Source organism: Schaalia sp. ZJ405 (assembly GCF_011038885.2).
GTDB lineage: Bacteria > Actinomycetota > Actinomycetes > Actinomycetales > Actinomycetaceae > Pauljensenia.
Genome location: NZ_CP064952.1, coordinates 1,475,024 through 1,500,449, shown reverse-complemented (window position 1 = coordinate 1,500,449; position 25,426 = coordinate 1,475,024). Strand labels below are relative to the sequence as shown.

Here is a 25,426-nt window from a genome sequence, read left to right as displayed (position 1 = left end):
CATTATGGCTAAAGCTAAGAACAGTGAAATGACGCTCGAGCGGACTCTGTGGGAGACCGCTGAGTCGATGCGCGCCAAAGGTAACCAGGAGGCATCCGAGTACAAGCATGTGGTACTCGGGCTTGTGTTCCTTAAATATGTGTCTGATAAGTTCTCGGAGCGACGCAGCGAGTTGCAACGCGAGCTGATCGAGGACGGCATCGATGGAGAGCAGCTCTACTCCTTCCTCGAGGACCGCGACGAGTATTCTGGGCATAACGTCTTCTGGATCCCCGACGGCGCCCGGTGGGAGCAGCTGCAAGCCAAGGCCAAGCTGCCAGGTATTGGCCAGGCCATTGATGAGGCGATGCGACTGATCGAGCGTGAGAACCCCACGCTGACAGGTGTCCTACCACGCAACTACGGCCGCGAGGATCTCAAGGACGAGATGCTCGGCGAGCTCATCGACCTCATTGGCTCCATCGGTTTCGGTGCGGACGCCGATCACGGGGCTGACGACATCCTCGGTCGTGTCTATGAGTACTTCCTTGGTATGTTCGCTGGCTCGGAGAAGGGAAAGGACGGCGGCGAGTTCTATACGCCGCGCAGCGTGGTCAATCTGCTCGTTGAAATGCTCCAACCGTTTAGTGGCCGCGTCTATGACCCGTGCTGCGGTAGCGGTGGCATGTTCGTGCAGTCGGCCCGCTTCGTAGAAGCCCACGGTGGCAGCCGGGATGCACTGTCTATCTACGGTCAGGAGAAGGCCGCCTCCACCTGGCGCCTGGCCAAGATGAATCTGGCGCTGCGTGGCATCGAGGCAGACCTTGGCCCGCGCGACGCGGAAACCTTCACCGAAGATCAACATCCGGACCTTCGTGCGGATTTCATCATCGCCAATCCTCCCTTCAACCTGAAGGGATACTGGTCAGCAGTCTTGGAGGATGACCCACGCTGGACCTATGGCACACCGAATGACTCCAACGCGAACTACGCATGGATCCAGCACTTCCTCTACCACCTCGCGCCCTCAGGTGCCGCGGGCTTCGTCATGGCCAACGGTGCGCTGTCTTCCAAAACAAAGACGGACGGCACGATCCGCCAGGCGCTGGTCGACGCAGACCTCGTGGACTGCATTGTGGCGCTACCCGATAAGCTCTTCTTCAACACGGGGATTCCTGCGTGCCTGTGGTTCCTCTCAAAGAACCGGCACGGCAACGGGCATCGTGACCGCCACGGAGAAGTGCTCTTCATTGACGCTCGCAACATGGGTGAGATGATTACCCGTGCACAGCGGCAGCTCACCGAGGTGGACATCGACCGCATTGCCGGCACCTACAACACGTGGCGCTCGCGTGACGCGCACGAGAGTTACGAGGACGTCGCCGGATTTAGCAAGGCAGCTACTCTCGAGGATATCCGGGACAACGACTTTATCCTCACCCCGGGTCGCTACGTCGGGCTCGATCAGACAGAGGATCCCGACGCCGAGCCCACCGAGCAGAAGATAAAGCGCCTGACCGCCGAACTCCTCGCCGAACTCGACCGCGGTCGCGAACTCGAAACCCAGATCCGAGCAATGTTTGGAGGAAAGCGATGACTTTTCCTCTGATTATGATCGACCAAGCGACCTCACTGATCATTGATCATCGCGGGAAAACTCCGAAAAAACTTGGATCAGATTGGACTGCTTCTGGCCACCGAGTAATTTCTGCTTTAAACATCAAGGGCTCACGTATCAACGAAAACGACCATCACTATGTGAATTCCGAAACATACGCAAAGTGGATGAAAATTCCGTTAGCTGCGGGGGATACTATCTTAACCTCAGAAGCACCACTTGGTGAAGTTGCATATCTGAAACGCGACGTCGATTGGGTTCTCGGACAGCGTTTGTATGCGCTTCGGACTGAACCGTCGCTAGCTGTTGGCCGCTTTCTTTTCTATGCACTCCAGTCGCCACTTGTTAGGAATGACCTGGACTCACGGGCAACTGGTACGACAGTCTTCGGGATATCACAGGTTGAACTTAGGAAGGTACAAATTCCGTGCCCGCCAATCACAGAACAGCGGCGGATTGCTGGGGTGCTGGGAGTGCTGGACGACAAAATCGAATCCAACCGGAAACAGCAGTACATTGGCGAGCGACTGCTCCGCGCGTTGATTGAGCGTATTTTCTCCCAGTTTTCTGAAGCGGACTTCACGACGTTTGATGCATATTGCACTCATTCCAAAGAGTCTGTGCGGCCTGAAAACGTAGTGAGCGGTGACAAGTATATTGCCCTAGAGCATATGCCTCGAGGATCAGTATTCTTGAATTCATGGGAAAATGTTGAGCATGCTGGTATTGCCAGTAATAAAACCCGGTTCAGGCAAGGCGATCTTCTATTTGGCAAATTGCGCCCCTACTTTAAGAAAGTGGGTGTCGCTCCAGTTTCGGGAGTGTGCTCGACGGACATCCTCGTGGTCCGTCCACGCCTTCGTGAGTTTCTCCCATTGATCACTGTTGTTGCTTCTTCTGATGCGTTGATTGATTCGATCTCCGCCTCAGCTACTGGCACGCGAATGCCACGCGCATCTTGGAAAGACATAGGTGCATGGCCTGTTCCCCGAATCGCTGACGAGACTCTCATCGTTCTCCTCCAGCCTGCGAACCAACTCATGGCGTTCTTAGAGGCCTTGTCGTTCCAGAATCTTAGGCTCGCAGAGTTGCGCGATGCTCTGCTGCCGGAGCTTATGAATGGGCGTATGCGGGTGGATGAGGCTGGACAGCTCGTGAACAAAGCTCTTGATGAGGAGGTCGTGGATGTCTGAGAATAAGCACGTGGAGGTCTCCTCTTCTCAGTTTCTCGTCTTCACTAGCGAAGCGAATGGCAGTATCGAGGTGCGTTACGAGGATGGCACGATTTGGCTGACGCAGAAACTCATGGCTGAGCTGTTCGGTGTGGACGTGCGCACCATCAGTGAACACCTACGCAACATCTACAACAGCGCAGAACTCGAGGTAGAGGCAACTGTCCGGAATTTCCGGATAGTTCGATCCGAAGGCTCCCGGCAAGTAACGCGCAATATCGACCACTATAACCTCGACGCAATCATTTCAGTGGGCTACCGGGTGAACTCAGTACGGGCAACGCAGTTCCGCCGGTGGGCCACCAAGGTACTGAGGGACTTCACACTGCGCGGCTACGTCATCGATCGCGCGCGTATGGAACAGGGTGAGATCCTCGGCGTGGACTACTTCGAGCAACTGCTCGAAGAGATCCGAGAGATCCGCCTCTCCGAGCGCCGCTTCTACCAGAAAGTGACGGACATCTTCGCCACTGCTGTCGATTACGATTCCTCCTCCCCGCTTGCTAAGAGGTTCTTTGCCACCGTGCAGAACAAGATGCACTACGCGGTCCACGGTCACACAGCTGCGGAACTCATCAAGCAACGAGCCGACGCCTCCCAACCGCATATGGGGCTCACCTCGTGGAAGAACAGCCCCGACGGCAAGATTCTTCGTAGCGATGTCACCGTTGGTAAGAACTACCTCTCCGACGCCGAGCTCAAGGATCTGGGGTCCTTAGTGGAGGCCTATCTCAACCTCGCAGAGTCACGGGCTCGTCGTCAGATCGCCACCACTATGGACAACTGGGTGGAATTCCTAGACCAGGTTCTCACGCTGGATGCACGCGAGATTCTCGACAATGCGGGCACCGTCAGTAGAAGGGTGGCCGACGCACACGCTTTGAAGGAGTTTGGAGAGTTCCGCAAGGTACAAGACGCCCGCTATGTCTCAGACTTTGACCGCTTCGCCGCTGAGGCGCACAAAGCCACCGATACAGGTAATGATGATGCTCACTGACAAATTCAACGAATCAACTGTGGAGCATGCCGCGAAAGAATGGCTCGCCGAGATTGGTTACTACACCGGGTACGCACCCGTGGATGCCACGGTGGACGACGTCAGGGATTCCCTTGGTGACTGCATCCTGTGGACCCACGTGGCCGATGCACTCGCCCGACTCAATCCTGGCGCGGATCCTGATCTTGTTCGTTCTGCCGTGGTGCGAATTCAGCGTGCGGAGTCGCAGGATGTGATGAGTGAGAACCAGCGGCTCCACGAGTTGATGGTGCGTGGGGTGCCGGTTGAGATAACCGGGGATGACGGCAGGCCTTCCACGGTGCGCCTGCGGCTCGTGGACTTTGATACGCCTGCGAATAATGACTGGCGGGCACTCAACCAGTTCTCCATCATTGAAGCTGGCCATAATCGCCGCCCTGACGTGCTTATTTTCCTTAACGGTCTGCCTGTTGGTCTGCTGGAGTTGAAGAACCCAGCCGATGAGAATGCAACTCTGCGCAACGCCTGGAACCAGATTCAGACCTATCGGCGTGAAATCCCCAGCGTGTTCATTCCCAATGTCGTCACTGTCATCTCTGATGGGACCAGTGCCGCGATGAGTTCCTTTACCGGCGGATTCGAGCACTACGCGCCCTGGAAGACCATCGATGGGCGAGACGTCATCACGAATCGGCCTGCCCTCGAGGTGCTGCTCAAGGGCGTGTTCGCGCCCGAGCGTTTCCTCGATATCCTGCGAAACTTCGTGGTCTACTCCGACGAGCCGGTCACCGATCAGGCAACCGGGCAACGACGTCGCACCATCATCAAACGCATCACGAAGTACCACCAGTATTGGGCCGTCAACGCCGCTGTGGAGTCAACGGTCCGTGCCGCAGGTCCCGGAGGGAATAAGCGAGGTGGCGTGGTGTGGCACACTCAAGGCTCAGGCAAGAGCTTCGAGATGGTCTTCTACGCTGCCAAACTCATGCGTGACCCGCGGATGGCTAACCCTACTCTTGTGTTCATCACCGACCGTAACGACCTCGATGACCAGCTCTACGGTGAGGTGTTCGCGCCAGCCCAGATCCTGCCTGAAGCTCCAGTACAGGCAAATGGCCGGGATGATCTTCGCCGCCTCTTGAGCCGAGCCTCGGGCGGGATCATCTTTACCACGCTGCAGAAGTTCGCACCGGGCCAAGATGGTGACACCAACCCGGTCCTCACCGACCGGCGCAACGTGGTCGTTGTCGCCGATGAAGCGCACCGCTCCCAATATGGCTTTGAGGAAAGCCTCGACAGCCAGGGCAGACTGAAAGCCGGACTGGCCAAGCACCTGCGTGACGCACTGCCGGGTGCCACCTTCCTCGGCTTTACCGGCACCCCAATTGAAACCAATGACCGTTCCACACGCGCAGTCTTCGGTGACTACGTCGACATCTACGACCTCACCCGCGCCGTGGAGGATGGGGCCACCGTCAAGATCTTCTACGAGTCCCGCCTGGTGAAAGTCGCCCTCGATGATGAGCAGCTCAAGAGCCTTGACGCACTGGTGGATGAGACCAGTGAGGCGAGCGCGACAGAGTCCGAACAAGCCAAGAGCAAGTGGTCTCGGCTGGAGGCTCTCGTCGGTGCGGAGGCCCGGCTGGATGCGATTGCCGCGGACATCGTGGCTCACTGGGAAAAGCGCCGTTCCACAATGGCCGGCAAGGCAATGATCGTGACGATGAGTCGGCGTATCGCCGTCGCCCTGTACAACAAGATCACAACCCTGCGCCCCGAATGGCATTCCGATGATATCGACAAGGGCTGCATCAAGGTCGTGATGACGGGCTCTGCTGCTGATCCCGTCGAGTTCCAGCCACATATCCACTCCAAAGATGAACGGCGTGACCTTAAGCTCCGCGCGAAGAACCCCGATGATGAGTTGGAAATTGTCATTGTCCGCGATATGTGGCTCACCGGCTTCGATGCTCCGTCCATGCACACGATGTATGTGGACAAGCCCATGCAAGGTGCTGGGCTCATGCAGGCAATCGCTCGCGTCAACCGGAGATTTAAGGACAAGCCCGGTGGGCTGATCGTCGACTACATCGGCCTCTTCGCTTCCCTCCAGCAGGCCCTGAGCGTGTATTCGCCCTCAGACCGTGAGCAGGCGGGTGTGCCCATCCAAGAGCTCGTTGACGTCATGCTGGAAAAGCATGACGTGGTGCGCGGGATGCTCCACGGCGTTACCTTTGATTCTTCCCCGGATCTGCCTGCGAAGGAACGTCTGGCTCAGTACGCCGCAGTCCTTGATCACGTGCTGTCTGACCCGGATCTCACTGCCCGGTACAACGATCAAGTGCTTGCCCTGGCGAAGGCTTTCGCGCTTGTTGCCTCACGGCCCGAAGCTGAGGCGATTCGCAACGATGTACGCCTGTTCACTGATGTGCGTGCCGCGGTATTGAAGATCCTCAACCCTGACTCGGGTGAATCACGGCGCGGAGGCAGCAACCTGGACACGGTGCTCGGGCAGATGCTCAACGACACAGTCACCGCAGACCAGGTGATCGACGTCTTCCAGTTCGCTGGCATGGAGTCCCCTGAACTTTCCCTGCTTTCCGATGAGTTCTTGGACTCTGTTGCACACTCCACCACTCCCAACCTCCAGATGGGGTTGTTGCGGCGACTGTTGGGGGACCAGATCCGCACCGTCAGCCGGAAGAACCTGGTTAAGGGGCGTAAGTTTTCCGAGATGCTGAGTGATGCGTTAGCACGCTATACCAACCGGTCGCTTACCACGGCAGAGATCATCGCTGAGTTGGTCAATCTGGCCAAGGAAATGCGTGCAGACCACGAACGCGCCCAGCAGCTGGGACTGAGCGAAGCAGAGATCGCCCTCTACGACGCCATCATCCAAAATGACTCGGCCATTCTCGAAATGGGCGACGAAACCCTGAAGACGATCGCTCGGGAACTGGTGGCCACGATCCGCTCCTCTGCCACCTTGGACTGGACAGTCAAAGAATCCGTACGAGCCCGCATGCGCTCACGCATCAAACGGCTGCTTGCCAAGTACAAGTACCCACCAGACAAGCGTGAACAAGCCGTGCAGCTCGTCATTGAACAAGCCGAACACTTAGCTACTGGCGAGCAGGACTAAGTGTGAGCCGTGCCCCTTCCGCATTTTCAGCGGAAGGGGCACATTCACCGTCACACCTTTTGACGCGGACCATACTTTTTGACGTTTCCTGTCTGAGAGGCGCGAGTGGGGACCCGAGAGGCTACTCCGAGACCCCAATCAGCCACCAGCAGGAGCCCCTCGACAGCTCCGCACGACCGAGCCTCACACCTCAAAACTCCGCCAGAACACCAAAAACGCCACCCCGGACACTTCCCGGGAGACCCGGAAATCCTTGTATCTAAAGTGACGTTCTCTTGGACCAAACCTGACCCTATTGGATACATGGGGCCGGGTGGGTGCACATTAGGTCGAAGTGGGTGCATGTTCGGCTTGGGTGGGTGCAAGTTCTGTTCGACTGGGTGCGGGCATATGGCGCGCGTGCAGGTGATGTGAGGGATATAAAGTGTTTTGTTTACTTCGTTCATGATTTTCTTTTCCTCCACAAATCCCGATTTACAACTCGCACACCATGATATATTCTTCAGTGTTTTCATCGACCGTCTCGAATCCAACATTCTTATACATCTTTACGGCGTAGTTTGCTTTCTGTACCGCCTGGGACGCTCGTTCATATCCCTGCCATTTCAGTAGTTCAAGCATCTTCACCATAAGCTGTGCGCCGATGCCCTGACCGCGATACGCTTTGTAAAGCGAAATGGCAAAGGATGGTGTCTCATCATCCACATGACCATAATCGTCCATGATCCTTGTCCAGACCGCCCCGACCACCTTGCCGTCAAAGTCAGCCATCAGGCAATTATCACCTTTGCGGGTACCAAAGTCATCCGTGTACACACGAAGTTCCGGCTTCTCAATGATATCCCACTCCGGCGGCTCTGCGCCTTTCGGTATGAAGATTGCTTCATATAAGAAGTCCTTCAGCAATTCGGTTTCACCCTTACGAAGGCTATGAATCACATATTTTTTGTGCTTGTCGCTCGTCATGTAGGAGATATGCTCGTTGCGCAGCTTTCCCATCATCTTAAGCATCTGTCTGCCGATACGCTCCGGATCGTTGTTGTTACTGCTGCATATAAGTTCCAGCGTGTCCGGCGTCCAAATGTACCCATGCGTCTTGTTGTAGAGGTGCTGCTGAAATTCCTCATATTCTTTTTCTTTCAGTTGCTTCATATATACATCCTTTATGGCTCCGGCATTGGTATCACCTTTAATGCCTCATCAATTTTAATCGCCTGCACAGGAACATATGTACCATTGAACCGAACTCCGCCGCCAGTCAATGAGAACAATTCCCTTGACGTGTTCAGGTTCAGTCGTAGATTTTCATTTGAAAGTAACTGATCCAGACCGGCAGCCACCTTCTCCGAAAGAAACTTCTCAGCTTCCTTCTGCCGTTCAATACATAATTCTTCCGATTCGCAGTCTTTCCTGATTCGAGCGTTACTAATTATTCGGATTTCATTTATCACCCCAAGCATATGATAGACCAGTCTCACCATATGGGCTTTGGCTTCCTCTTCATCCACCTCAAAGTAAATCTGTTCAAGTACCCTATCAATCTGCGAAGAAACATCTGCAAACCGTCTGTCTGGCTCGGCTTGCTTTTTAACCACTGTTTTTGCTGACGTAGTGGTTTTTTGCTCATTCTTCCCACTAATAGCATCTTTTATACCGCAACCCTTTTCCTTGACCCAAGGCCATGCCGCATTTTTCCACCAAGGAGATATAACCTCTCGAAACAGTAAGATACCTCCGGCTACGATGGCTGCCCCCAGAGCTTCTCCGACTTGCTGTGCAAACTCTTCCTGCTCCGGTGTTAATTGAACGCGCCGTTCTTCATAAGGGTATGGATCATAATCATCGCTCCGTAAATCGTCAACATCGTACTCTTCCCACTCGATGATGTCCGGATTCTGATTATTCTCGTCCCGCGTCAATCCTCTCACGCGATCTGGATTATCCTTGGAACGAATGAGGTGATCTCCATCTTTTACAATCGGCTTGTATACTTTTTCACCCATTCTGTAGCTTCTCCCTCAAACAAGATAAATTATAAGTGTTTCTTGAACGCCTTCTTCATTTCGAGCATGACATCAATAATCCAATCGAATTGTGCTTCCCATTGGTTCTTATCGCCGAAGGTCACGCTCTTTTCGAGGACCATGTCACCGATCTTTGGCCTGACTAGAGAGCGAACCAGATTGGTAACGTATCGAGGAGTGAAGAACTGGCCCTGGCTTCCTTTCAACGAAGGACCAATGAACGTCTCAAAAGCATCGTCTACCCCCATACCTTTTGACGCCTATCCTATACCTTTTGACCGAAGTGTTCTGGGTTTGTTTCCTGGGCATTTGTCCTGGTTTTCGTTTTCTCTGATGTGTTTGTGATGTTCCGGTAGTTGTTGTCGACCTCGACTGGCGTGTGGTAGTCGAGGGCCTGGTGGTGACGGGCATGGTTCCACCAGGTCACCCACTCGAAGGGTAGCGTTGTCGACCTCGAGCGCATCACGCCAGGTCCGGGTATGGATCAACTCGTTCTTATACGAGCCGTTGACGTTCTCGGCCAGCGCGTTATCGTAAGAATCCCCAACTGTTCTTGTTGATGGAGTGATACCAGCATCGGTGAGCCGTTCGTTATACACAATCGATACATACTGGCTCCCGTGATCGCTGTGGTGAATCAACCCGGTCGTTTCCTTCGCGCTGGTGATCGCGAGCGTGTCGGATTGTTTGTGTAAGTGGTCAATCGGGAAGAAATGAGGATTGGCTATGTATGTGGCTGGTGTTGCGGGGAATGAGTCGGAGGCTCGTTGGCTTTGTCGTGAGCTGATTGGTGATGGTTTTCTTGACCAGCTTGTGAGATCGACGTCTGATCGTGGGCTCTGGCTGACGGGTGAGGGAGGTTTTTCCCGAGTTGGTTAAAGCTGTCCTCGAGAGGAGGGGTGAAGGCCGAGCTGACCGAGCACCTGGGTTATGACAAGCACGAGGCGACAGGTCGTGGCAGTGGGGACTCTCGTAACGGGACAACACCGAAAACGATCAAGACCGAGGTCGGACCGGTCAGGATTGATCAGCCCCGGGACCGGGCTGGCACGTTCTTCCTACCTTGTTGCGCCCGGCCAGCGCCGCCTCGGGGGCCTGGATGACATGATTATCTCCTTATATGGGGGAATGACGATCCGGGAGATCCAACACCACTGAGAGGCCACGGTCGGTACCGAGATCTCCCACGAGACGATCTCGAATATCACTGATGCTGTCTTGGAGGAGATCATCGCCTGGCAGGCACGACCACTGGAAGAGTTTTATCCGGTCATGTTCATGGACGCGATTCGTCAAGATCAAGGACCACAACAGGGTCGCTTCCAAAGCTGCTCACATCGCGATCGGGGTGGATCTCGACGGTGTCAAACATGTGCTCGGGATCTGGGTCCAGGCCAGCGAAGGAGCGAAAATTCTGGGCCGGAGTCTGTGCCGAGCTTGCCAACCGCGGCGTGGGTGACGTCCTTATCATCGTCTGTGACGGGCTGAGTGGGTTTCCTGAAGCGATCAATGCGACCTGGTCCAGGGCAGTGGTCCAGACCTGTGTGGTGCACTTGATCCGGGCCTCGATGAGGTTCGTCGCCTACGGATCGTAAACCCCTCGCCGCGGCTCTGCGACCGATCTATACCGCGGTCAACGAAGACACCGCCCTCTAAGGCACTGGACGCGTTTGAAACCTCTGCCTGGGCAGCGAAGTATCCAGCTGCGGTTGCCACCTGGAAGAACGCCAGGGGAGCCGGTTTATTCCGTTCTTGGCGTTGGCCAGCCACCCGAAAAGCTATCTACACCACGAACTCAATCGAGTCACTGAACTATCAACTTCGTAAGATCACGAAGAACCGGGGCCATTTCCCCTCTGACACGGCCGCAGTCAAACTCTTATGGCTAGCAATTCACGAACATCGAAGACAAACGCCCACGCGAACGAGCCAAGGAAGCAGGCCTTCCCAAAGGCAGTCCACGTAAAGCACCCGGCAAACCGTCCTCGGCGAACTTGCCCTCCACTACCCCAACCGATTCCCCACCACATAAACCCACCACTCACACAAAAAACTTGACAGGCTCCTTTGGCACGCCGTAAGCACACCAACAAAGCCTTTACCGCAAAGCACATAAAAGTCAACAATCCCATTGGCAAAAGGGGATAAGCCCCAAAATCTAGGGTTTATTGGCTGACGTAAAAGCCCACGAAACTCCTCGCGACGATATGAGCGGGGTGGTGGCATCAAAGTTCATCAACGTCACACATCATGATGGTGCAGCAGCGCTTCGATCCCACCCGCCGCATCAAAGGCAATCCATCGTGCTCCCAGTAGAGCAGCGGTATCGCCACCGTGAACTGGGGCAAGCAGTGGCACATGAACAACGTGATCTTCGAGCCGGGACTGCAACCGGGGGAGAACATACTCCGACCACCGATCGAAAAGCCCCGCAAAAAGAATGACCTCCGGTGCCAACAGCGCGCACACGTTAACCAGTGCCAGGGCAAAGTCATCAAGGAATCCATCAACCAGCTCAACCGCGCGGCTATCGACGTTTTGTGCAAGACGGAAAATGGCATCCGCGTCTGGAACCTCTGCGACATTCAGACCGGCATCGAGTGCACGCCGCACCATCGAAGACGCGCCAAGATGAGATTCCAGATCGCCGTACCCGGAGTAGTCGTTGACCAGGGATGAACTTCCCATCAAAAGACGACCAACTTGACCAGCAGCGCCTACAGCACCCCGCCAAATGCTCCTATTTTCAATGATTCCTGAGCCAATGCCATCAAAAACTGCAAGAACGAATAGCGAGCGATACGAATCCCAATGACTGTCTCTCGCCTGCGCGATCGCGATGAGATTCGCATCGTTCTCAACAGCGATTGGTACCGTGAAGCGACTCTCCAGATCAGCCTTCAAAGGCACCATTTTCCAATTGAACGCCGGTGCGAAAAGCACGATCCCGTCATCGTTTACAGGTCCGGGCACCGACACTCCGATGGCGATCACCTGATGGTCCGCAGCCTCGTTCCATGCGTGTTCAATATGCTCAAAGAACTGATGATACCGAACGGACGCATCCCCCTCTGTTGGGTGGATCCACTCACGCAGCATCGCACCTCGTAGATCGATCAGGCGGATCACGGTGCGGTGATCGGCGATGTCGGCAACCAGCAGGCAGCCTCGTGCTGCGTTGAAATCAACAACCATCGACGGGCGACCGCCCGTATTTTCATTGATTCCGCGATCCACAAGAAGTCCCTCTTGAAGCAAACGCGCGCATAAGCGATTCACTGTCGCGGGGGCAAGCTTGAGCTCCTTCCCTAAAGAAATACGGCTTGCTGGCCCCTGTGCAAAAAGAAAACGTAGAATCCGCAGACTGTTATGCCGAGATAGTTCCGAAACACCCATAGTGCCTCAATTCTGACAGAAAATGGCCGGGGAAAGTAGTTTCAAACATTCCCCGGCCGTATTCTCACACAAACGCTGGTTGCTGTGATCTCCACTGATTGCTCTGGTGACCGGGCATTTGTGTGATGTTTGCAGATTCGGTCACTTAGCCGCGGGGGTTCCACTCTCCGCGCGCAACCGCGGGAACGAAATCTTCCAAGTTCACTGGCCATGTCACCGTTCGCCCTGTTTCCGCCGAGTGATAGGCAGCCATCAGCAGCTCCATCACTTGCAGACCATTGTGGAGGGATTCACGAGGCTGCCGACCGGCAAGGAAATCAGTCGTGAATGCCTGGTTTTCGCCCGTGTATCCGTAGGTCATCGCTTCGTCGGAGACTATCGGCATCAGGCCCTGCTCGGCGTTTTGCTTTTCGATCAGGTCTTCGCCCTCTTCTTGCTGAAGGTTACGCGAAAGGAATACTCGTGACTCAGTTGCCAGCGTGGATGAATCCATCGAATATTCGGGGCCAAGCAGCTCGAAGGACAAACGAAGGCCGGCACCAACATAACTCCACGATGTCGTTGCCTCGACGATCACGGGTTCACCATCACCGTTACGGAACTCGAAGACTGCATGGGCGTAGTCCTCGGATGGTGTCTTCGTGTAGTCAACGATACCCGGATATTTCTCTTCGAGTTCACTCGCGTAACGTGTCCGTCCCCATTTGAGTGAGTTGATCGAGGCGCTCACCGACACGGGGGTTAGCCATTCGGCTGGATCAACACCTGGGGGAGTGAGCATATAGCGGCCAGCCTCGACGGAGTGGCACATCATGTCGTTCAGGACACCACCACCTTCTTCAACTCCATTCCAGAACCACGTGTTGTGGGGGCCGGAGTGCTCTTCGGCGGCGCGCGCAAGATATGGAGAACCGGCGATTCCTGCGGCACGCGTCCACAGCAGTTCGTGGGGGCGGGTGATTCCGGGAGCGAAAACCTGATTTTCGAGGTAGCCGTGCAGCAGTCCTGCGCTTTCCACCAGTTCGAGCACTCGCCGCGCTTCGGCGACGGTGCGTCCGAGCGGCTTTTCGATTGCGATTCCTCGAAGTGAAGCGCGACCGGTTTTCACTTCGTCAACGATCGCTTCGATGGTTTCGATTCGTGCAAAGTTTGGTGTGAGTACCCAGACCGCGTCGACTCGGGGATCTTGAACCAGTGAGGCGATATTCGCATGGACAGTAACATTTGTGCCAACGCCAAGGTCTTCAACTTCGCGCGCAAGGTTTTCTGCGGACGCCTGTGTCCGCGAGGTCACTGCGACGATATCGCCGTCGCGTACGCCGCCCCACGAGCGTGCGTGGAACTTTGCGATGAATCCGGCACCAATGATTCCGACGCCGAGTCGGTTGTTGTTTTCCATAGTTACTCCTGTAGGGTGTGGTGAATTTTGTGATGTTTGAGGGCGGATACGGTGGCGATCACCGGTTACGTGGGTGACCGATGAGCATCCGCGCTAATTTCTCAGTCGTTTTTGCCTGCCGTAAGCAGCAAGCAAAGCTACGAGGACGACGCCGTTGATGATTGTGCGGACGGCCTCGGGAATATCGCGCGTCGTGAGGAAAGAATTCAGGACGGTCAAAACGATGGCTCCGATCGCGGTTCCCGCATAGCCTCCGATGCCGCCAGATGCGAGAGTTCCGCCAATGATGACCGCAGCAACGGAGGACAGGGTATAGGCGTCAGCTAAGTTGAGGAACACGGATTCGGTATAGCCAACCAGCATGATTCCACCGAGCGCCGCGAAGAAACCGGAGGCTGCGTATGCCTGGAGAACCCTGCTTTTGACGTTGATGCCGGACAGGCGCGCTGCTTCACGGTTCGCGCCGACGGCGTAGAGTTCCCAGCCGAATCGGGTGCGTCGAAGGATCGCGATGACCAGGATGCTGATGATGAGCCACACCCACAGGACTCCGGGGATCCCCAGGAATGATCCCTTCCCAACCAGTGCGGTGAGCATTGGTGCTGCTCGACCGGCGGCCACGCCACCGGTGTAAGCCAGTGCGAGCCCTTGAACAACTCCCATCATGCCGAGGGTCATGACGAACGGGGGGATTTGTAAAAATACGATGCCCATGCCGTTGGCTAGGCCGATCAGTGTTCCCGCGAGCAGTGCGAGTACCAGCCCGAGGACGACATTGGAATCTGATCCGTTCATGATCCGGGCTGCGATGATCGCGCTGAAAGTCGCAACTTTTCCGATTGAAAGATCGATTCCATCGCCACCGGAGAGGACGACGATGGTTTGTCCGATCGCCATGAATCCGAGGAACGAAGCGACGCGCAGCATCGACGTGATCTGTGACGGCGCCGCGAAGCCTGGTGCGATGATGTTGCCTACCACGAGCAGGGCTACGGTGAGGAAAGCTGACACGGCTATCGGGTTCTTGACGAAGCCAAGCAGTCGCGACGAGGCCGATGAACGACCTTCTCCGTGAGTTGGGAGGGACGTGGCCGTGGGTGCAGGTGACGGTGTCTGGCTCATTGTGTTTTCCCTCCTTTAGGTGAGAGGACCGACAATGCGAGGGCGGCGATGATGACCAGGCCGGAAGCAAGTTGGCGGTATGTTGTAGGAACCCCGATGAAGAACAGGATGTTCGAGGTGAGTGAGAGGATCAGTGCACCCGCTATGGCGCCGTAACCACTGCCTCGACCACCCGAAAGAGCGATGCCACCCAAAACACATGCAGCAATGGAGTCCATTGCCATAGATTCTCCAATGAAGGGGTCTCCGGAACCGGTATTCGACAGAATTGCTAGCGCAGCAAGTCCGGCAAAGAAACCGCATGTGGCGTAAGCACCGATCTTCACCCCCGTCACGGGCACAAGCGACGCGTAGGCGCTTTCGGCGTTCGATCCGACTGCATAGACATGGCGGGCGAACACTGTTTTCGAGAGGATCCACCACAGAAGGGCGCAGCTGAGGACCAGCAGCAGCGAGATGGGAAGTCGGCCAATGGCCATTCGGTAGACACTGGTGAGCGCTGGCGGGACTGCTCCGCCGGGTTGGGGGAGTACCAGCAATGTGATCCCAGAGAAGATTGACAGTGTGCCGAAGGTTGCGATGAGCGGTTGAAGACGAACCACGCCAATGATGATTCCATTGACGATTCCGCATCCGATTCCGGTGAGGATCGCGACGATGAAACCCAGTGCGATTTTTGTGTCGTCACCGTTCATGACGGTGAGCGCGGTGACGGAGCTCAGGGCGATCACTGCTCCGACTGACAGGTCTAGTCCACCCGACAGGATGACGACGGCTTGTGCGACCGCTGCGAAAACCAGGGGAGTGAAGGTCGCGAAATTTGAGGTGATGGAGTAGAGCGTGAAGAACTTGGGTTGGAGGATCGCTGCAAGGACAACCGCGACAATGAGCAGGCCCCATGTGACCAGGGTTGACGTTCCTCGTAGGTCACCGAAGATTCGAGGGAGAGCGCGTGCGGGGTGATGTGCGCTGCGCTGTTGGAGACTAGTCATTATTGCCTCCTGCAACTGTGGGACGTGTGGAGGTTTGCGTGTGCGCTGGATTTCGCCCCGCGAGTGCAGCCTCGATGAGGTTTGTCGCGGTGATGTTGTCGCCTTCGAGTTCGCGGGTGATTCGACCTTCGAACATGACCAGGACTCGGTGGGAAAGCGCGACAAGTTCTTCGTCATCGCTGGAATTGAGGATGACAACCGCGCCGCGGGATGTCATTTGGTTGATCATTGAGTAGATCTCTTCTTTTGCACCGATGTCAACACCTTTGGTTGGGTCATCGAGAAGGATGAGTTGGGGGTCAGTGACCAGCCATTTTCCGAGGACAACTTTTTGCTGATTTCCGCCCGAGAGGCTGGTCACTGGATCGGTGGCGGATCCGACTTTGATGGACATTGCTTGAATTTGCTGGTTGGCATTGGCGCGTTCGCGTTTCATCGAAATGAATTGGCGGAACCGTAGTCGGTGTCGAAGCGAGACGATTGATAGGTTTTCAAGGATTGAGCGTTTGCCCATGAGGCCTTGTTTGTCTCGATCACCCGGGACCAGGGCTATTGAGCGTTTCATTCCGTCGTGGGGGCGGCGAGGAAGTCCGCTTGTTCCATTGAGCGTGATACGTCCGCTGGTTGCGGTCTGTGATCCGAAGAGGGCGTGCAGGAGTTCCGATTGGCCTTGGCCTTGGAGGCCTCCCAGGCCGATGACCTCGCCGGGTGCTGCCGTGAATGAGATGTCGCTGAATGAGGGGGCGCTGAGATGTTCGACCTCGAGTGCCGGTTCGTTACGTGTTTCTGTGGGGATAGCTTGACGGATTGTGCCGTTGGTTTCTCGGCCGACCATCAGCGTGACGATTTCATTGTTTGTTGTCGATGGGACATCAATCGACGTGATTGTGCGTCCGGATCGCAGGATGGTTGCGCGTTGGCAGATTTCACGAATTTCTTCCATCCGGTGCGAAACGAAGATGACTGCCAGTCCGCTGTCCGCGAGTTGTCGCGTGGTAGTGAATACCAGTTTGACTTGATCGGAACGTAGCGAGGCGGTGGCTTCGTCGAGGATGAGTAGTCGTGGTTTGCGTGCGATTGCCTTTGCGAACTCGACAAGCTGTTGGTCGCCGGGTGTCAGTTTGGCGAGGGGTGTTGATAGCGTCGTTCCGGGGGTAAGGCCGGGTTTGATGATGTCAAAAACCGCTTGAGTTTCGCACCTGTCCGCTTTTGGGGTGAGGAAACCGGCTGTCGAATGTTCTCTGCCGAGCATGATGTTCTGTGCGATCGTCAGGTCGGGTACTGCGGACAGCTGTTGGTACACCGCGGCGATTCCTGCTTTATGCGCGTCTCTTGGCGATTTGATGGTGACGGTGTTGCCGTTGATGCGGATCGCAGCGTCGTCGGGCTGAACTGTTCCGGCAAGGATTTTGTTCAGGGTTGATTTTCCTGATCCGTTGGGGCCTAGGAGTCCGTGAATTTCTCCCGTTTCAACATGAAGTGAGGCGTGTGCGAGGGCGTGTACACCACCGAAGTGTTTGTCCACGCCCGTCATTTCGAGGAATGACATGGGTGGTCCGTTCGCAAAGGCTGGTGTGGGGTGGGGTTGGCACGTGAGGTGGCGGGCCAACCCCACCGGGAGGGTTTACTTGAAGAACGCGTCAACTTCGGTCGACGTAAGGACAGAATCAAGGACGTAGGTGTCTTCCTTGTCTTTGACTTTGTCCCATTCTGTGACGAAGTTATCGTTGGTTAGGGCTGGTTCGAGGGGAAGAATGACGGTGTGACCGTCGGTGATCTTCGAAGGGTCGATGGTCTTGCCCTGGAGTTCTTTGATTGCAAAGTGCAGCGCTGTTCCGCCTGTTCCTGGCTGGTTCACGATGCCGACGGATTTGAAGCCGGAGTCGATCTTGTCGGCCCACATGCGCATGAATCCGACGCGAGCCTCTCCGGCAACGACCAAAGAGTCGGTTTTTCCTGCTGCTTCGACTGCGCGCAAGACGCCCTGCGCCATGCCGTCATATGTCCAGATGCCCTTGATATCTGGGTATGCTGCCAGCAGGTCGGCGGCAACTGTTTGGCCGGTTGCTTGGTCCCAACCGCCGTCAGCTGTTGCGACAACTTCGATGCCTGCGGCGTCGAAAACTTCTTTTGCACCGGCCCAACGGGCTTCGGTCGCGGGGTTTCCTGCGGTGCCTGCGACGACAGCGATCTTTGCGTTGTTCCCTACTTGTTCGGCGAACCATTCGGCGCTTGCATGGCCAAGTTCTTGCTGGTCGATTCCGATATTGGTGACTTTCTCAGATTCGACGGCCTGGTCAATGGCATAGACCTTGATGCCTTGGCTGACTGCTTCTTCGAAGACTGCGTTCAATGCAGTTGCTGAGTTTGGGTCGACGATGATGACGTCAACGCCTTTGTTGATCAGGTTGCGGATTTGCTGAATCTGACCGTTTGCGTCGACATCGGCATTTTCAAGGATCAGGTCATCAACTAGTCCCTGTTCCTTGTATTCGTCGAAGACGGATTGGATGTCCTCGATCATTTGGGTGCGGTATTCACTGCCGACGAAGCCGTTTGATACCCCGATAGTCCAGGGGGCTTTGCCTGATGCGGATGCGCTTTGGTCGCTTCCGCTGGGGGTTGGGGTGGAACATGCGGCGATCATCAAAGCTGAGGCGGCCAGGGTTGCGGCGACGCCGAGGAACTTGCGAGCCATCGGTGAATCTCCTTTGATCTGCGATGCTTTATTTTCAGATTGAAAAAAACCTGATGGCGACAATTTACTCCCGTGACCAAGAAGATTGCAACAATCCGACATCTTGTTATCAAAACGTGACGCAGTGACGATATGCCCTGCCTACGAATCATCACCGAATACATCTACTGGTGGAACACCCAACGAATCGTCAGCAGACTACACGCCAGCCCACTAAAACGCCGACAACAATACGAACTCGCTGTCTAACAAACAGGGTTCAGTCCAAACCAACACGAATTGACCTATAGGCCAGAGCCAACACCCCGAAAACCGCCCCAGAACAGCGAAAACGCCACCCCGGCTACTTCCCGGCGTGGCCGGAAATCCTTGTATCCAAAGTGACGTTCTAGTGGAGCGGATGACGGGAATCGAACCCGCGTAATCTGCTTGGAAGGCAGAGGCTCTACCATTGAGCTACATCCGCAAGGTCCCTTTCGGAACGAAGAACATACTAGCGGCAAAGTTGTCGGATTGTGAAATCGAGGCTCCTTGCCACTATGATGTCATGGTGGCAACGGCGAATCTTCGCCGTTGGTGCACCGGGGTGTAGCGCAGCTTGGTAGCGCGCCTGCTTTGGGAGCAGGATGTCGCAGGTTCAAATCCTGTCACCCCGACCTTGTGATGTCCCAGGCGATAGTTCCGTTTTTTCCTGGGGTATTTGTGTGTGTGCCAAGTGAATCGACGGCCAACACCGACCTCCCGGGCATCCACGATTTTCGGGAAGCACCGCGGCCTATTGGCCAATAACCCAGCACCGCACCGGTAAGGCGTTGTCGGCGCGTCATCTCATGTCCATTCCATAACAAACCCGCGCCTCTGCGTGGGGGCAGAGGCGCGGGATGTGTGTGGATATTCAGACGGTTCTACTGAGCGTCACCGCTGGGAATTCAGCTTCTGCTCAGGCTTCAACTCCGGCCTTTGCGTGAAGATCATCCTGGATATCAGCCGCTAAGTCCCGGTTCTTCGCACGAGCCTGAGAACGATCCTCGCCCCGATCATCACCGGCTGAACGCGAGCGGTGCGTCAGCGAAATTGCGAGTGCTCCAAGAACGAGGACGGCAGCAAACACGTAGGCAAAACGCGAACCCGTGATAAATCCCCCAGCAGCATCGACAGTGTTCGACGCAGACCCCAGGCCGATAAGGCACGTGGCAATCGCGGTGCCGATGGCCCCGGCAACCTGCTGAAGAGTGTTGAGGATCGTTGAACCGTCAGAGGCCTCCTGACGCGGCAGACTGGAGAGTGCCGCCGACTGGGCGGGCTGCTGAATGAACGGGATACCGACCATGAGGATCACGTGCGCTCCGATAAAGAAGAACACGTTCGTTGTGGTCCCGATCATCGTGAAAAGAACGATGCCGATGAGCGTGAGCAGCGCTCCGAAACGAACGAGGGGAGCGGCCCCAAATCTGTCGAACAGGCGACCAGCGAGCATCGAGCACACGGCGTTGATGATTCCCGCGGGAAGCATGAGCATGCCGACGACAGAGGAGTCGAGGCTGAGGCCGCGCTGAAGCTCGAGAGGAACGATGTACATGCAGGTGAGCGTGCAGGTGAATGACAGGGTGACGATGAGCGCCGATGCACGGAAGTCGCGACGTCCAAGGATCGCGAGGTCGAGGACGGGGTGCGCAATTGTCAGCTGACGCTGCGCGTAGATGCCGATGACGATCACTCCGACGCCGATGAGGGCGATGACCACGGGCGAGAAACCCTGCTCGGACAGCAAGGACACGCCGCACACGAGGCCGCCGAAGCCGACGATTGAGGTGACAACGGAGATCGCGTCAACGGGCTGGCGGGTCTGCTGGAAGGGGTTCGTGAAGAATGCGCTGAGCAGCGCGAAAGATACGCAGGCAACGATCGCGAAGAGTGCGAAAATAGCTCGCCACGAAATCGCGGATACGAGGATTCCTGCGGCAGTCGGGCCGATGACGGGCGCGAACATGATGACAAGTCCGGCGATGCCGGTTGCCGCGCCGATGAGGTGAGGTGGGAACACGTGAACGATCGCGGAGAACAGGATGGGCAGCACAATGCCTGTGCCGATTCCTTGAAGCATGCGCCCTGTGAGGAGGATCGCGAAGTTCGGCGCGAGTGTTGACATGAGTGCGCCGACGAAGAACATCGCGGCTGCACACTGAGCGAGAGTTTTCGCGTTCACCCATTTGAGGAGGATTCCGACGAACGGCAGGATGATGCCGATGGCGAGCATGTAGCCCACGACCATCCACTGGGCGATTCCTGCGCTGATGTTGAAGTGGTCCATGAGGCTGGGCAGCGCAATGTTCATGGAAGTTTCGGAGAGCATTCCCAGGAATGCGCCAACGTAGAGCCCGGACATGACCAGGTGCGGGCGGTGAACGTGTGGGTGTCCCGACGTGGGGGAATGAGCGCCGGATTGAGCGTGTGCGGGGTTTTCGGGGACAGTGGGGACAGTCTTTTCCTGTCGCGTGGCTGTCGAGGTGGACACGTGTGCCTCTTTCATCGTTTCATGTGGCGCCCCATCCACTCCGCATCGGTGTGTACCTCCGGAATGGAACGTCTGTGCGACCTGCTGGTCTTGAGCCGTGGTGAGCGCAGTGACACGAGGTGTCGCTTGTTGCACGTGGTGCGAATTGGCTGCTCGGCTCTGTCGCGCATGTGGGCGTGGTTGCCAACGTGTGTCGGCGTTGAGGTGGCCCGAAGCGACTGTTCAGTGCAGGCATTGTCGGTGTTCTCGCGCACGAGGACGCTGACGCCGTGTGGCACGCTAGCAATTTTCTTTCGGTCTTCGTAAGCCGAAATCACCGCGTTTCGGTGTTGGAAATATCTCGTTGTCCACAGCCCGGTGTCTACGGATGCAGCGCCTGATCGGCCTTGGTGATCCGCCATGAATGGAAACGAATCGTCAGCCCCGATCGCGTGGGTGCGCAGATCAGGGGACCGGCCATAACGTCGTCGGACTCCTCGAAAGGCGCAACACGCAGCAGTCGAAGAGGCTCTCCCACAATTCCCCCGCGAATCGTTAACGCGTGATCCGCCCAGCTTGCGCGGATGAGGACACGCTTGCCGAGCCACTGCGAGACCCGTGCAAGCGACCAATCTGAGTAGCCGTTCGTGACGACAGCTCCTGCGTTGAGCTGTCCGTCGGAGAATTCGGTTGCGGCTTTCACCCAGCGGTCATCGTCGCGGCGAATAAAAATTCCGGCCTGGTCGAATTGTTCGGAAAAATCTGCGGTGAACTCCACTTCGACGGCTGTTCCCGGGCGGAAGGGAACAAGCAGACCGTGTTCGGTGTCGTGAATAAACCCGTAGGACGTTAGGCGCCACGCGTCGCTGGTTTCCCGTGCGGTAACAACCAGGTCCCCGCCCTCGACTCGGGTTTCTACGGGCTCATTCGTCCATGTTCCGTCGTTCCAGGGGATCTCGGTGGGCAGCGATGAAGTCACGGGGCCTCCAAGTGTCGTAGCGCGGCCGACGAGCGAAAAGTCGGGGAGCGGGATGAAACAGTCAGCGCCCGAGCCCCCGACGCCCCCAGCCTAGCGCAGGAGCGTGGGTAAGCCAGGGTCGTCCTCGTTAATGAAGAAGGAGAACGAGGACGAGGCTGAGTGGAATTCACTGCATTTTCCCCACGTTGACGTTTGTGACTGTCCCTCTTTTGCTTGCCTGTCGTAGACTGGCCGAGTTGTCATGCGCCCGCATGGGCGTCCCATATACCAAATTCGTTGGAGTGCACGCACGTGAAAAGCACCGTTGAGACCCTAGAGCCCACCAAGGTTCGCCTGACAGTTGAGGTTCCTTACGAGGAACTCGAATCCGAGATGACCAAGGCGTACAAGGACATCGCCGGTCAGGTCTCCATTCCCGGATTCCGCAAGGGCCACGTGCCGCCGCGCGTCATTGATCGCCGTTTCGGCCGCGCAGCCGTTATCGAGCAGGTTGTCAACGAGGTCCTGCCCGGACATTACTCAGACGCTGTCGCACAGAACGAGCTCCGTCCGATGTCTCAGCCCGAAGTTGAGGTCACCGAAATCCCGAACACCACCGGAGAGCCCGGCGGACAGCTGGTCTTCACTGCCGAGGTGCCTGTTGTTCCCGACTTCGAGCTGCCCGAGTTCGACGAAAACACCGTCATCACCGTTGACACCGCTGAGGTCACTGACGAGGACGTGCAGAAGGAACTTGATGAGCTGCGCGGACGCTTCGCCACCCTCAAGACAATCACTCGCAAGGCCAAGACCGGTGATTTCGCCACCATCGACATGGTGGCAACGATTGACGGTGAAGAGGTTGATTCCGTTTCCGATGTCTCCTACGAGATCGGCTCGGGCAACATGCTTGACGGACAGGACAAGGCTCTGCGCGGCACCAAGGCCGGTGAAGAGGTCGAGTTCACCGCGAAGCTCAAGGGCGGAGACCACGAGGGCGAAGAAGCTGACATCAAGATCACCGTCAAAGCGATGAAGATGCGTGAGCTGCCCGAAGCTGACGATGATTTTGCTCAGATGGTTTCCGAGTTCGACACGATGGACGAACTCATGGAAGATCTGCGCAAGCAGGCCGCTACCTCGAAGACCTCGCAGCAGGCGCTACAGGCTCGTGACAACCTGGTTGAGCACCTGCTGGAGAAGACCGAGATCCTCCTGCCTGAGTCCGTTATTGAGCACGAGCTGTCCCACCGCGTGTCCGAGGATGCCAAGCCGAAGGAAAAGAAGGAAGCTCGCGCCCAGATCGAGCGCGACTACCGTTCTGAGCTGCTGTCCGAGGCCATCGCGAAGAAGCTTGATGTTCAGGTGTCTCAGCAGGAACTCATCGACTACGCGATCCAGATGTCCCAGAACTTCGGCATGGACATCAACCAGCTGTTCTCTTCCTCTCAGCAGATGGCATCCGTTGTGGCCGACCTGGGACGTGCGAAGGCCCTCATTGAGGCGCTGCGCGTGGTTAAGGTTCAGGATGCCGACGGTAACGACGTTGATCTGTCCGCATTCCTCGGTGAGGCCGCGGCTGAGGCTGACGAAGCCCCAGAAGGTCACGCCGGCGAGGAAAGCGACGAGGCCGCATCTGCGCAGTGAGTGACTCATCCCTCGCTCCGATAAGCGGATGAACTGGGGGAGATGACCTGAGCGGGGGTCGGCGCGAAAGCGCCGGCCCTCGCTGGTATTTTCTGTAAGAGAAAACACCGGGAGCCCCTGCCCTCAGGGTCTCGGTGTAGAACTGGGCGTATCGGCCATTTCGTGGTGCCTGGGAGCGTGTGCCCTACTGGGAGGGCCAGCGTGGTCCCTTCCCTGAGGGCCACGGCGTCGAGGCACAAAATAGCCTTCGGGCAACAGCACCCCCGACTGCGAGGTATTCGGATGCGCCCACAGCGAAAAGACACCATTAAACATGCCTCGCCGCACAGAAACCCGATAGTTTAGTGGCCAGCAGGGTTCGGGAGGCGAACCCATTCGAACAAGGAGGCGCACGTGAGCGACGTGCATATTCAAGGATCAGGCGGACAGCAGGCTCCGCTGGGACTCGGTGATTCCGTCTACCAGCGGCTGCTGAAAGAACGCATCATCTGGTTAAGCGGCCCCGTGCAAGACGAGAACGCCAATGCGATCTGCGCGCAGCTGCTCCTCCTTGCCGCCGAAGACCCTGACCGCGACATCTATCTCTACATCAACAGCCCCGGTGGATCCGTCACCGCCGGCATGGCGATCTACGACACGATGCAATACATCAAGCCCGATGTCGTCACCGTTGCTATGGGGCTCGCCGCTTCAATGGGCCAGTTCCTGCTGACTGCCGGAGCCCCGGGCAAGCGCTACATTACGCCGCACACGCGGGTGCTCATGCATCAGCCTTCCGGTGGTGCAGGCGGTTCTGCCACGGATATTCGGATCAACGCCGACCTCATCCTCAAGATGAAGAAAGAACTGGCAGAGATCACCGCCGAACGCACCGGAAAATCTGTCGAGCAGATCGAGGTCGACTCTGATCGTGACAAGTGGTTCAGCGCCTACGAAGCCTTGGAATACGGCTTCGTTGACCGCGTCATTGAATCCCCCGAAGAAGTTGGCCAGCGCGCCCAGGACGGAGAAGAGTGATGACAACACAGCCCTACTTCGAGGCAATTGCCCGTCAAATGCCGCAGGCCCGCTACGTCCTGCCCAACTTCGAGGAACGCACCGCCTACGGTTTTAAGCGTCAGGATCCCTACGCCAAACTTTTCGAGGACCGAATTGTGTTCCTGGGCGTTCAGGTTGATGACGCGTCCGCTGATGACGTCATGGCTCAGCTGCTCGTCTTGGAATCCCAGGACCCAGACTCGCTGATCACCATGTACATCAACTCGCCCGGCGGCTCCTTCACAGCGCTCACAGCGATCTACGACACGATGCAGTACATCAAGCCCCAGATTCAGACTGTGTGCCTTGGTCAAGCGGCTTCGGCTGCCGCTGTGCTTCTGGCAGCGGGTTCTCCCGGCAAACGCCTTGCCCTGCCAAACGCCCGTATCCTCATTCATCAGCCGGCAATGGAGGGGATGCAAGGCCAGGCATCGGATATTCAGATTGTCGCCGATGAAATTGACCGCATGCGCGTGTGGCTTGAAGACACTCTCGCACATCACACGGGAACCCCTGCCGAGCAGATTCGGCGCGATATTGAACGCGACAAGATCCTCACCGCTCAGCAGGCAGCAGACTACGGTCTGGTTGACCAGGTGCTCGCCTCACGCAAAGCCCAGTAAGCGACTGCGTCGGCTGCGATATCCGCCCGGTTCCTCGACAATGAGGGCCGGGCGCCGGCGTATCCTCACTGAAATCATGCGGGGAAGG

General features: G+C 56.6%; 23 protein-coding genes, 2 tRNA genes and 2 pseudogenes. 13 read left to right on the top strand and 14 right to left on the bottom strand.

The genetic code is table 11. The features are described 5' to 3' along the window. Positions 1-4 precede the first annotated feature (4 nt). Genes G7Y41_RS06185 through G7Y41_RS06170 form a run of 4 tightly spaced genes read left to right on the top strand, consistent with a single transcriptional unit; the run spans position 5 to position 6,947 of the window. On the top strand, positions 5-1,576 hold the full coding sequence (locus tag G7Y41_RS06185) for a class I SAM-dependent DNA methyltransferase (RefSeq protein ID WP_165316315.1): 1,572 nt from the start codon (positions 5-7) through the stop codon (positions 1,574-1,576). Continuing rightward, on the top strand, positions 1,573-2,790 hold the full coding sequence (locus tag G7Y41_RS06180; RefSeq protein WP_165316316.1) for a restriction endonuclease subunit S: 1,218 nt from the start codon (positions 1,573-1,575) through the stop codon (positions 2,788-2,790). Before G7Y41_RS06185 ends, G7Y41_RS06180 begins: the two co-directional genes overlap by 4 nt. After that, positions 2,783-3,826 (top strand): virulence RhuM family protein, encoded by a 1,044-nt coding sequence (locus tag G7Y41_RS06175; protein ID WP_165316317.1) that lies wholly within the window; start codon positions 2,783-2,785, stop codon positions 3,824-3,826. The genes G7Y41_RS06180 and G7Y41_RS06175 overlap by 8 nt, the downstream gene beginning before the upstream one ends. Further along, positions 3,816-6,947 carry a type I restriction endonuclease subunit R gene (locus G7Y41_RS06170; protein ID WP_442984268.1) on the top strand — a complete coding sequence of 1,044 codons (3,132 nt, stop codon included), beginning with the start codon at positions 3,816-3,818 and terminating at the stop codon, positions 6,945-6,947. The genes G7Y41_RS06175 and G7Y41_RS06170 overlap by 11 nt, the downstream gene beginning before the upstream one ends. A 474-nt stretch (positions 6,948-7,421) precedes the next feature. Here G7Y41_RS06170 and G7Y41_RS06165 read toward each other — a convergent pair whose 3' ends face one another. From G7Y41_RS06165 to G7Y41_RS06150, 4 genes and pseudogenes are all read right to left on the bottom strand, one after another. Beyond that, complete coding sequence (locus G7Y41_RS06165) at positions 7,422-8,099, bottom strand: GNAT family N-acetyltransferase (protein WP_165316318.1); 678 nt, start codon at positions 8,097-8,099, stop codon at positions 7,422-7,424. A gap of 11 nt (positions 8,100-8,110) precedes the next feature. Then, positions 8,111-8,950 (bottom strand): hypothetical protein, encoded by an 840-nt coding sequence (locus tag G7Y41_RS06160; protein WP_165316319.1) that lies wholly within the window; start codon positions 8,948-8,950, stop codon positions 8,111-8,113. A gap of 29 nt (positions 8,951-8,979) precedes the next feature. Beyond that, positions 8,980-9,219, bottom strand: coding sequence for a DUF4268 domain-containing protein (locus G7Y41_RS06155; protein ID WP_196819468.1), 240 nt, complete (start codon positions 9,217-9,219; stop codon positions 8,980-8,982). A gap of 17 nt (positions 9,220-9,236) precedes the next feature. Next, positions 9,237-9,612: pseudogene (locus G7Y41_RS06150) on the bottom strand (integrase core domain-containing protein); the annotation flags it as partial. A gap of 258 nt (positions 9,613-9,870) precedes the next feature. Between G7Y41_RS06150 and G7Y41_RS10235 the strand changes: the two are divergent. The 4 genes and pseudogenes from G7Y41_RS10235 to G7Y41_RS10220 all read left to right on the top strand — a co-directional run bounded on the left by G7Y41_RS10235 (position 9,871) and on the right by G7Y41_RS10220 (position 10,937). Beyond that, complete coding sequence (locus G7Y41_RS10235; RefSeq protein ID WP_165316471.1) at positions 9,871-10,074, top strand: transposase; 204 nt, start codon at positions 9,871-9,873, stop codon at positions 10,072-10,074. Positions 10,075-10,189: 115 nt separating this feature from the next. Next, a pseudogene (locus G7Y41_RS10230) lies at positions 10,190-10,430 on the top strand (transposase). Then, entirely contained in the window at positions 10,342-10,566 is a 225-nt protein-coding gene (locus G7Y41_RS10225; RefSeq protein WP_196819466.1) for a transposase, read from the top strand. The pseudogene G7Y41_RS10230 and the gene G7Y41_RS10225 overlap by 89 nt, the downstream one beginning before the upstream one ends. Continuing rightward, positions 10,488-10,937: a transposase gene (locus G7Y41_RS10220; protein WP_165316474.1), complete on the top strand. Its 450-nt coding sequence runs from the start codon at positions 10,488-10,490 to the stop codon at positions 10,935-10,937. The genes G7Y41_RS10225 and G7Y41_RS10220 overlap by 79 nt, the downstream gene beginning before the upstream one ends. A gap of 275 nt (positions 10,938-11,212) precedes the next feature. Here G7Y41_RS10220 and G7Y41_RS06125 read toward each other — a convergent pair whose 3' ends face one another. From G7Y41_RS06125 to G7Y41_RS06100, 6 genes are all read right to left on the bottom strand, one after another. Next, entirely contained in the window at positions 11,213-12,367 is a 1,155-nt protein-coding gene (locus tag G7Y41_RS06125) for an ROK family transcriptional regulator (RefSeq protein ID WP_165315917.1), read from the bottom strand. A gap of 145 nt (positions 12,368-12,512) precedes the next feature. Further along, positions 12,513-13,766 (bottom strand): Gfo/Idh/MocA family protein, encoded by a 1,254-nt coding sequence (locus G7Y41_RS06120; RefSeq protein ID WP_165315918.1) that lies wholly within the window; start codon positions 13,764-13,766, stop codon positions 12,513-12,515. Positions 13,767-13,859: 93 nt separating this feature from the next. After that, on the bottom strand, positions 13,860-14,888 hold the full coding sequence (locus tag G7Y41_RS06115) for an ABC transporter permease (RefSeq protein ID WP_165315919.1): 1,029 nt from the start codon (positions 14,886-14,888) through the stop codon (positions 13,860-13,862). Continuing rightward, complete coding sequence (locus G7Y41_RS06110) at positions 14,885-15,880, bottom strand: ABC transporter permease (protein ID WP_165315920.1); 996 nt, start codon at positions 15,878-15,880, stop codon at positions 14,885-14,887. Before G7Y41_RS06110 ends, G7Y41_RS06115 begins: the two co-directional genes overlap by 4 nt. Next, positions 15,873-17,429: a sugar ABC transporter ATP-binding protein gene (locus G7Y41_RS06105; RefSeq protein WP_165315921.1), complete on the bottom strand. Its 1,557-nt coding sequence runs from the start codon at positions 17,427-17,429 to the stop codon at positions 15,873-15,875. The genes G7Y41_RS06110 and G7Y41_RS06105 overlap by 8 nt, the downstream gene beginning before the upstream one ends. A 75-nt stretch (positions 17,430-17,504) precedes the next feature. Beyond that, positions 17,505-18,578 carry a substrate-binding domain-containing protein gene (locus G7Y41_RS06100; protein WP_165315922.1) on the bottom strand — a complete coding sequence of 358 codons (1,074 nt, stop codon included), beginning with the start codon at positions 18,576-18,578 and terminating at the stop codon, positions 17,505-17,507. Positions 18,579-18,710: 132 nt separating this feature from the next. Here G7Y41_RS06100 and G7Y41_RS10215 point away from each other — a divergent pair, with 132 nt between their 5' ends. Continuing rightward, complete coding sequence (locus G7Y41_RS10215; RefSeq protein WP_165315923.1) at positions 18,711-18,827, top strand: IS3 family transposase; 117 nt, start codon at positions 18,711-18,713, stop codon at positions 18,825-18,827. Between the two features lie 143 nt (positions 18,828-18,970). On the opposite strand, the gene G7Y41_RS06090 is transcribed toward G7Y41_RS10215, so the two are convergent. After that, positions 18,971-19,044, bottom strand: a tRNA-Gly gene (locus G7Y41_RS06090). Between the two features lie 116 nt (positions 19,045-19,160). On the opposite strand from G7Y41_RS06090, the gene G7Y41_RS06085 reads away from it, so the two are divergent. After that, positions 19,161-19,234: transfer RNA gene (locus G7Y41_RS06085), tRNA-Pro, on the top strand. 284 nt (positions 19,235-19,518) lie between these two features. On the opposite strand, the gene G7Y41_RS06080 is transcribed toward G7Y41_RS06085, so the two are convergent. The 3 genes from G7Y41_RS06080 to G7Y41_RS06070 form a co-directional block, all read right to left on the bottom strand. After that, complete coding sequence (locus tag G7Y41_RS06080) at positions 19,519-21,093, bottom strand: MFS transporter (protein ID WP_196819465.1); 1,575 nt, start codon at positions 21,091-21,093, stop codon at positions 19,519-19,521. A 361-nt stretch (positions 21,094-21,454) separates the two neighbouring features. After that, the gene (locus G7Y41_RS06075) at positions 21,455-22,051 is read right to left on the bottom strand and encodes a DUF1349 domain-containing protein (protein ID WP_231367244.1); all 597 of its coding nucleotides are present in this window, start codon (positions 22,049-22,051) and stop codon (positions 21,455-21,457) included. Between the two features lie 90 nt (positions 22,052-22,141). Continuing rightward, positions 22,142-22,294 (bottom strand): hypothetical protein, encoded by a 153-nt coding sequence (locus tag G7Y41_RS06070; RefSeq protein ID WP_165315924.1) that lies wholly within the window; start codon positions 22,292-22,294, stop codon positions 22,142-22,144. Positions 22,295-22,342: 48 nt separating this feature from the next. Between G7Y41_RS06070 and tig the strand changes: the two genes are divergently transcribed. The 3 genes from tig (at position 22,343) to G7Y41_RS06055 (ending at position 25,338) form a co-directional block, all read left to right on the top strand. Continuing rightward, the gene (gene tig, locus G7Y41_RS06065; protein WP_165315925.1) at positions 22,343-23,677 is read left to right on the top strand and encodes a trigger factor; all 1,335 of its coding nucleotides are present in this window, start codon (positions 22,343-22,345) and stop codon (positions 23,675-23,677) included. A gap of 393 nt (positions 23,678-24,070) precedes the next feature. Then, the gene (locus tag G7Y41_RS06060; protein ID WP_442984197.1) at positions 24,071-24,694 is read left to right on the top strand and encodes an ATP-dependent Clp protease proteolytic subunit; all 624 of its coding nucleotides are present in this window, start codon (positions 24,071-24,073) and stop codon (positions 24,692-24,694) included. Continuing rightward, positions 24,694-25,338 (top strand): ATP-dependent Clp protease proteolytic subunit, encoded by a 645-nt coding sequence (locus tag G7Y41_RS06055; RefSeq protein ID WP_165215725.1) that lies wholly within the window; start codon positions 24,694-24,696, stop codon positions 25,336-25,338. Before G7Y41_RS06060 ends, G7Y41_RS06055 begins: the two co-directional genes overlap by 1 nt. Positions 25,339-25,426 lie beyond the last annotated feature (88 nt).

Bases quoted from the DNA above. Each gene is read 5' to 3' on its own strand.
- G7Y41_RS06185 (WP_165316315.1), top strand. From the start codon at position 5: ATGGCTAAAGCTAAGAACAGTGAAATGACGCTCGAGCGGACTCTGTGG.
- G7Y41_RS06180 (WP_165316316.1), top strand. From the start codon at position 1,573: ATGACTTTTCCTCTGATTATGATCGACCAAGCGACCTCACTGATCATT.
- G7Y41_RS06175 (WP_165316317.1), top strand. From the start codon at position 2,783: ATGTCTGAGAATAAGCACGTGGAGGTCTCCTCTTCTCAGTTTCTCGTC.
- G7Y41_RS06170 (WP_442984268.1), top strand. From the start codon at position 3,816: ATGCTCACTGACAAATTCAACGAATCAACTGTGGAGCATGCCGCGAAA.
- G7Y41_RS06165 (WP_165316318.1), bottom strand. From the start codon at position 8,099: ATGAAGCAACTGAAAGAAAAAGAATATGAGGAATTTCAGCAGCACCTC.
- G7Y41_RS06160 (WP_165316319.1), bottom strand. From the start codon at position 8,950: ATGGGTGAAAAAGTATACAAGCCGATTGTAAAAGATGGAGATCACCTC.
- G7Y41_RS06155 (WP_196819468.1), bottom strand. From the start codon at position 9,219: ATGGGGGTAGACGATGCTTTTGAGACGTTCATTGGTCCTTCGTTGAAA.
- G7Y41_RS10225 (WP_196819466.1), top strand. From the start codon at position 10,342: ATGTGCTCGGGATCTGGGTCCAGGCCAGCGAAGGAGCGAAAATTCTGG.
- G7Y41_RS06125 (WP_165315917.1), bottom strand. From the start codon at position 12,367: ATGGGTGTTTCGGAACTATCTCGGCATAACAGTCTGCGGATTCTACGT.
- G7Y41_RS06120 (WP_165315918.1), bottom strand. From the start codon at position 13,766: ATGGAAAACAACAACCGACTCGGCGTCGGAATCATTGGTGCCGGATTC.
- G7Y41_RS06115 (WP_165315919.1), bottom strand. From the start codon at position 14,888: ATGAGCCAGACACCGTCACCTGCACCCACGGCCACGTCCCTCCCAACT.
- G7Y41_RS06110 (WP_165315920.1), bottom strand. From the start codon at position 15,880: ATGACTAGTCTCCAACAGCGCAGCGCACATCACCCCGCACGCGCTCTC.
- G7Y41_RS06105 (WP_165315921.1), bottom strand. From the start codon at position 17,429: ATGTCATTCCTCGAAATGACGGGCGTGGACAAACACTTCGGTGGTGTA.
- G7Y41_RS06100 (WP_165315922.1), bottom strand. From the start codon at position 18,578: ATGGCTCGCAAGTTCCTCGGCGTCGCCGCAACCCTGGCCGCCTCAGCT.
- G7Y41_RS10215 (WP_165315923.1), top strand. From the start codon at position 18,711: ATGCCCTGCCTACGAATCATCACCGAATACATCTACTGGTGGAACACC.
- G7Y41_RS06070 (WP_165315924.1), bottom strand. From the start codon at position 22,294: ATGACAACTCGGCCAGTCTACGACAGGCAAGCAAAAGAGGGACAGTCA.
- G7Y41_RS06055 (WP_165215725.1), top strand. From the start codon at position 24,694: ATGACAACACAGCCCTACTTCGAGGCAATTGCCCGTCAAATGCCGCAG.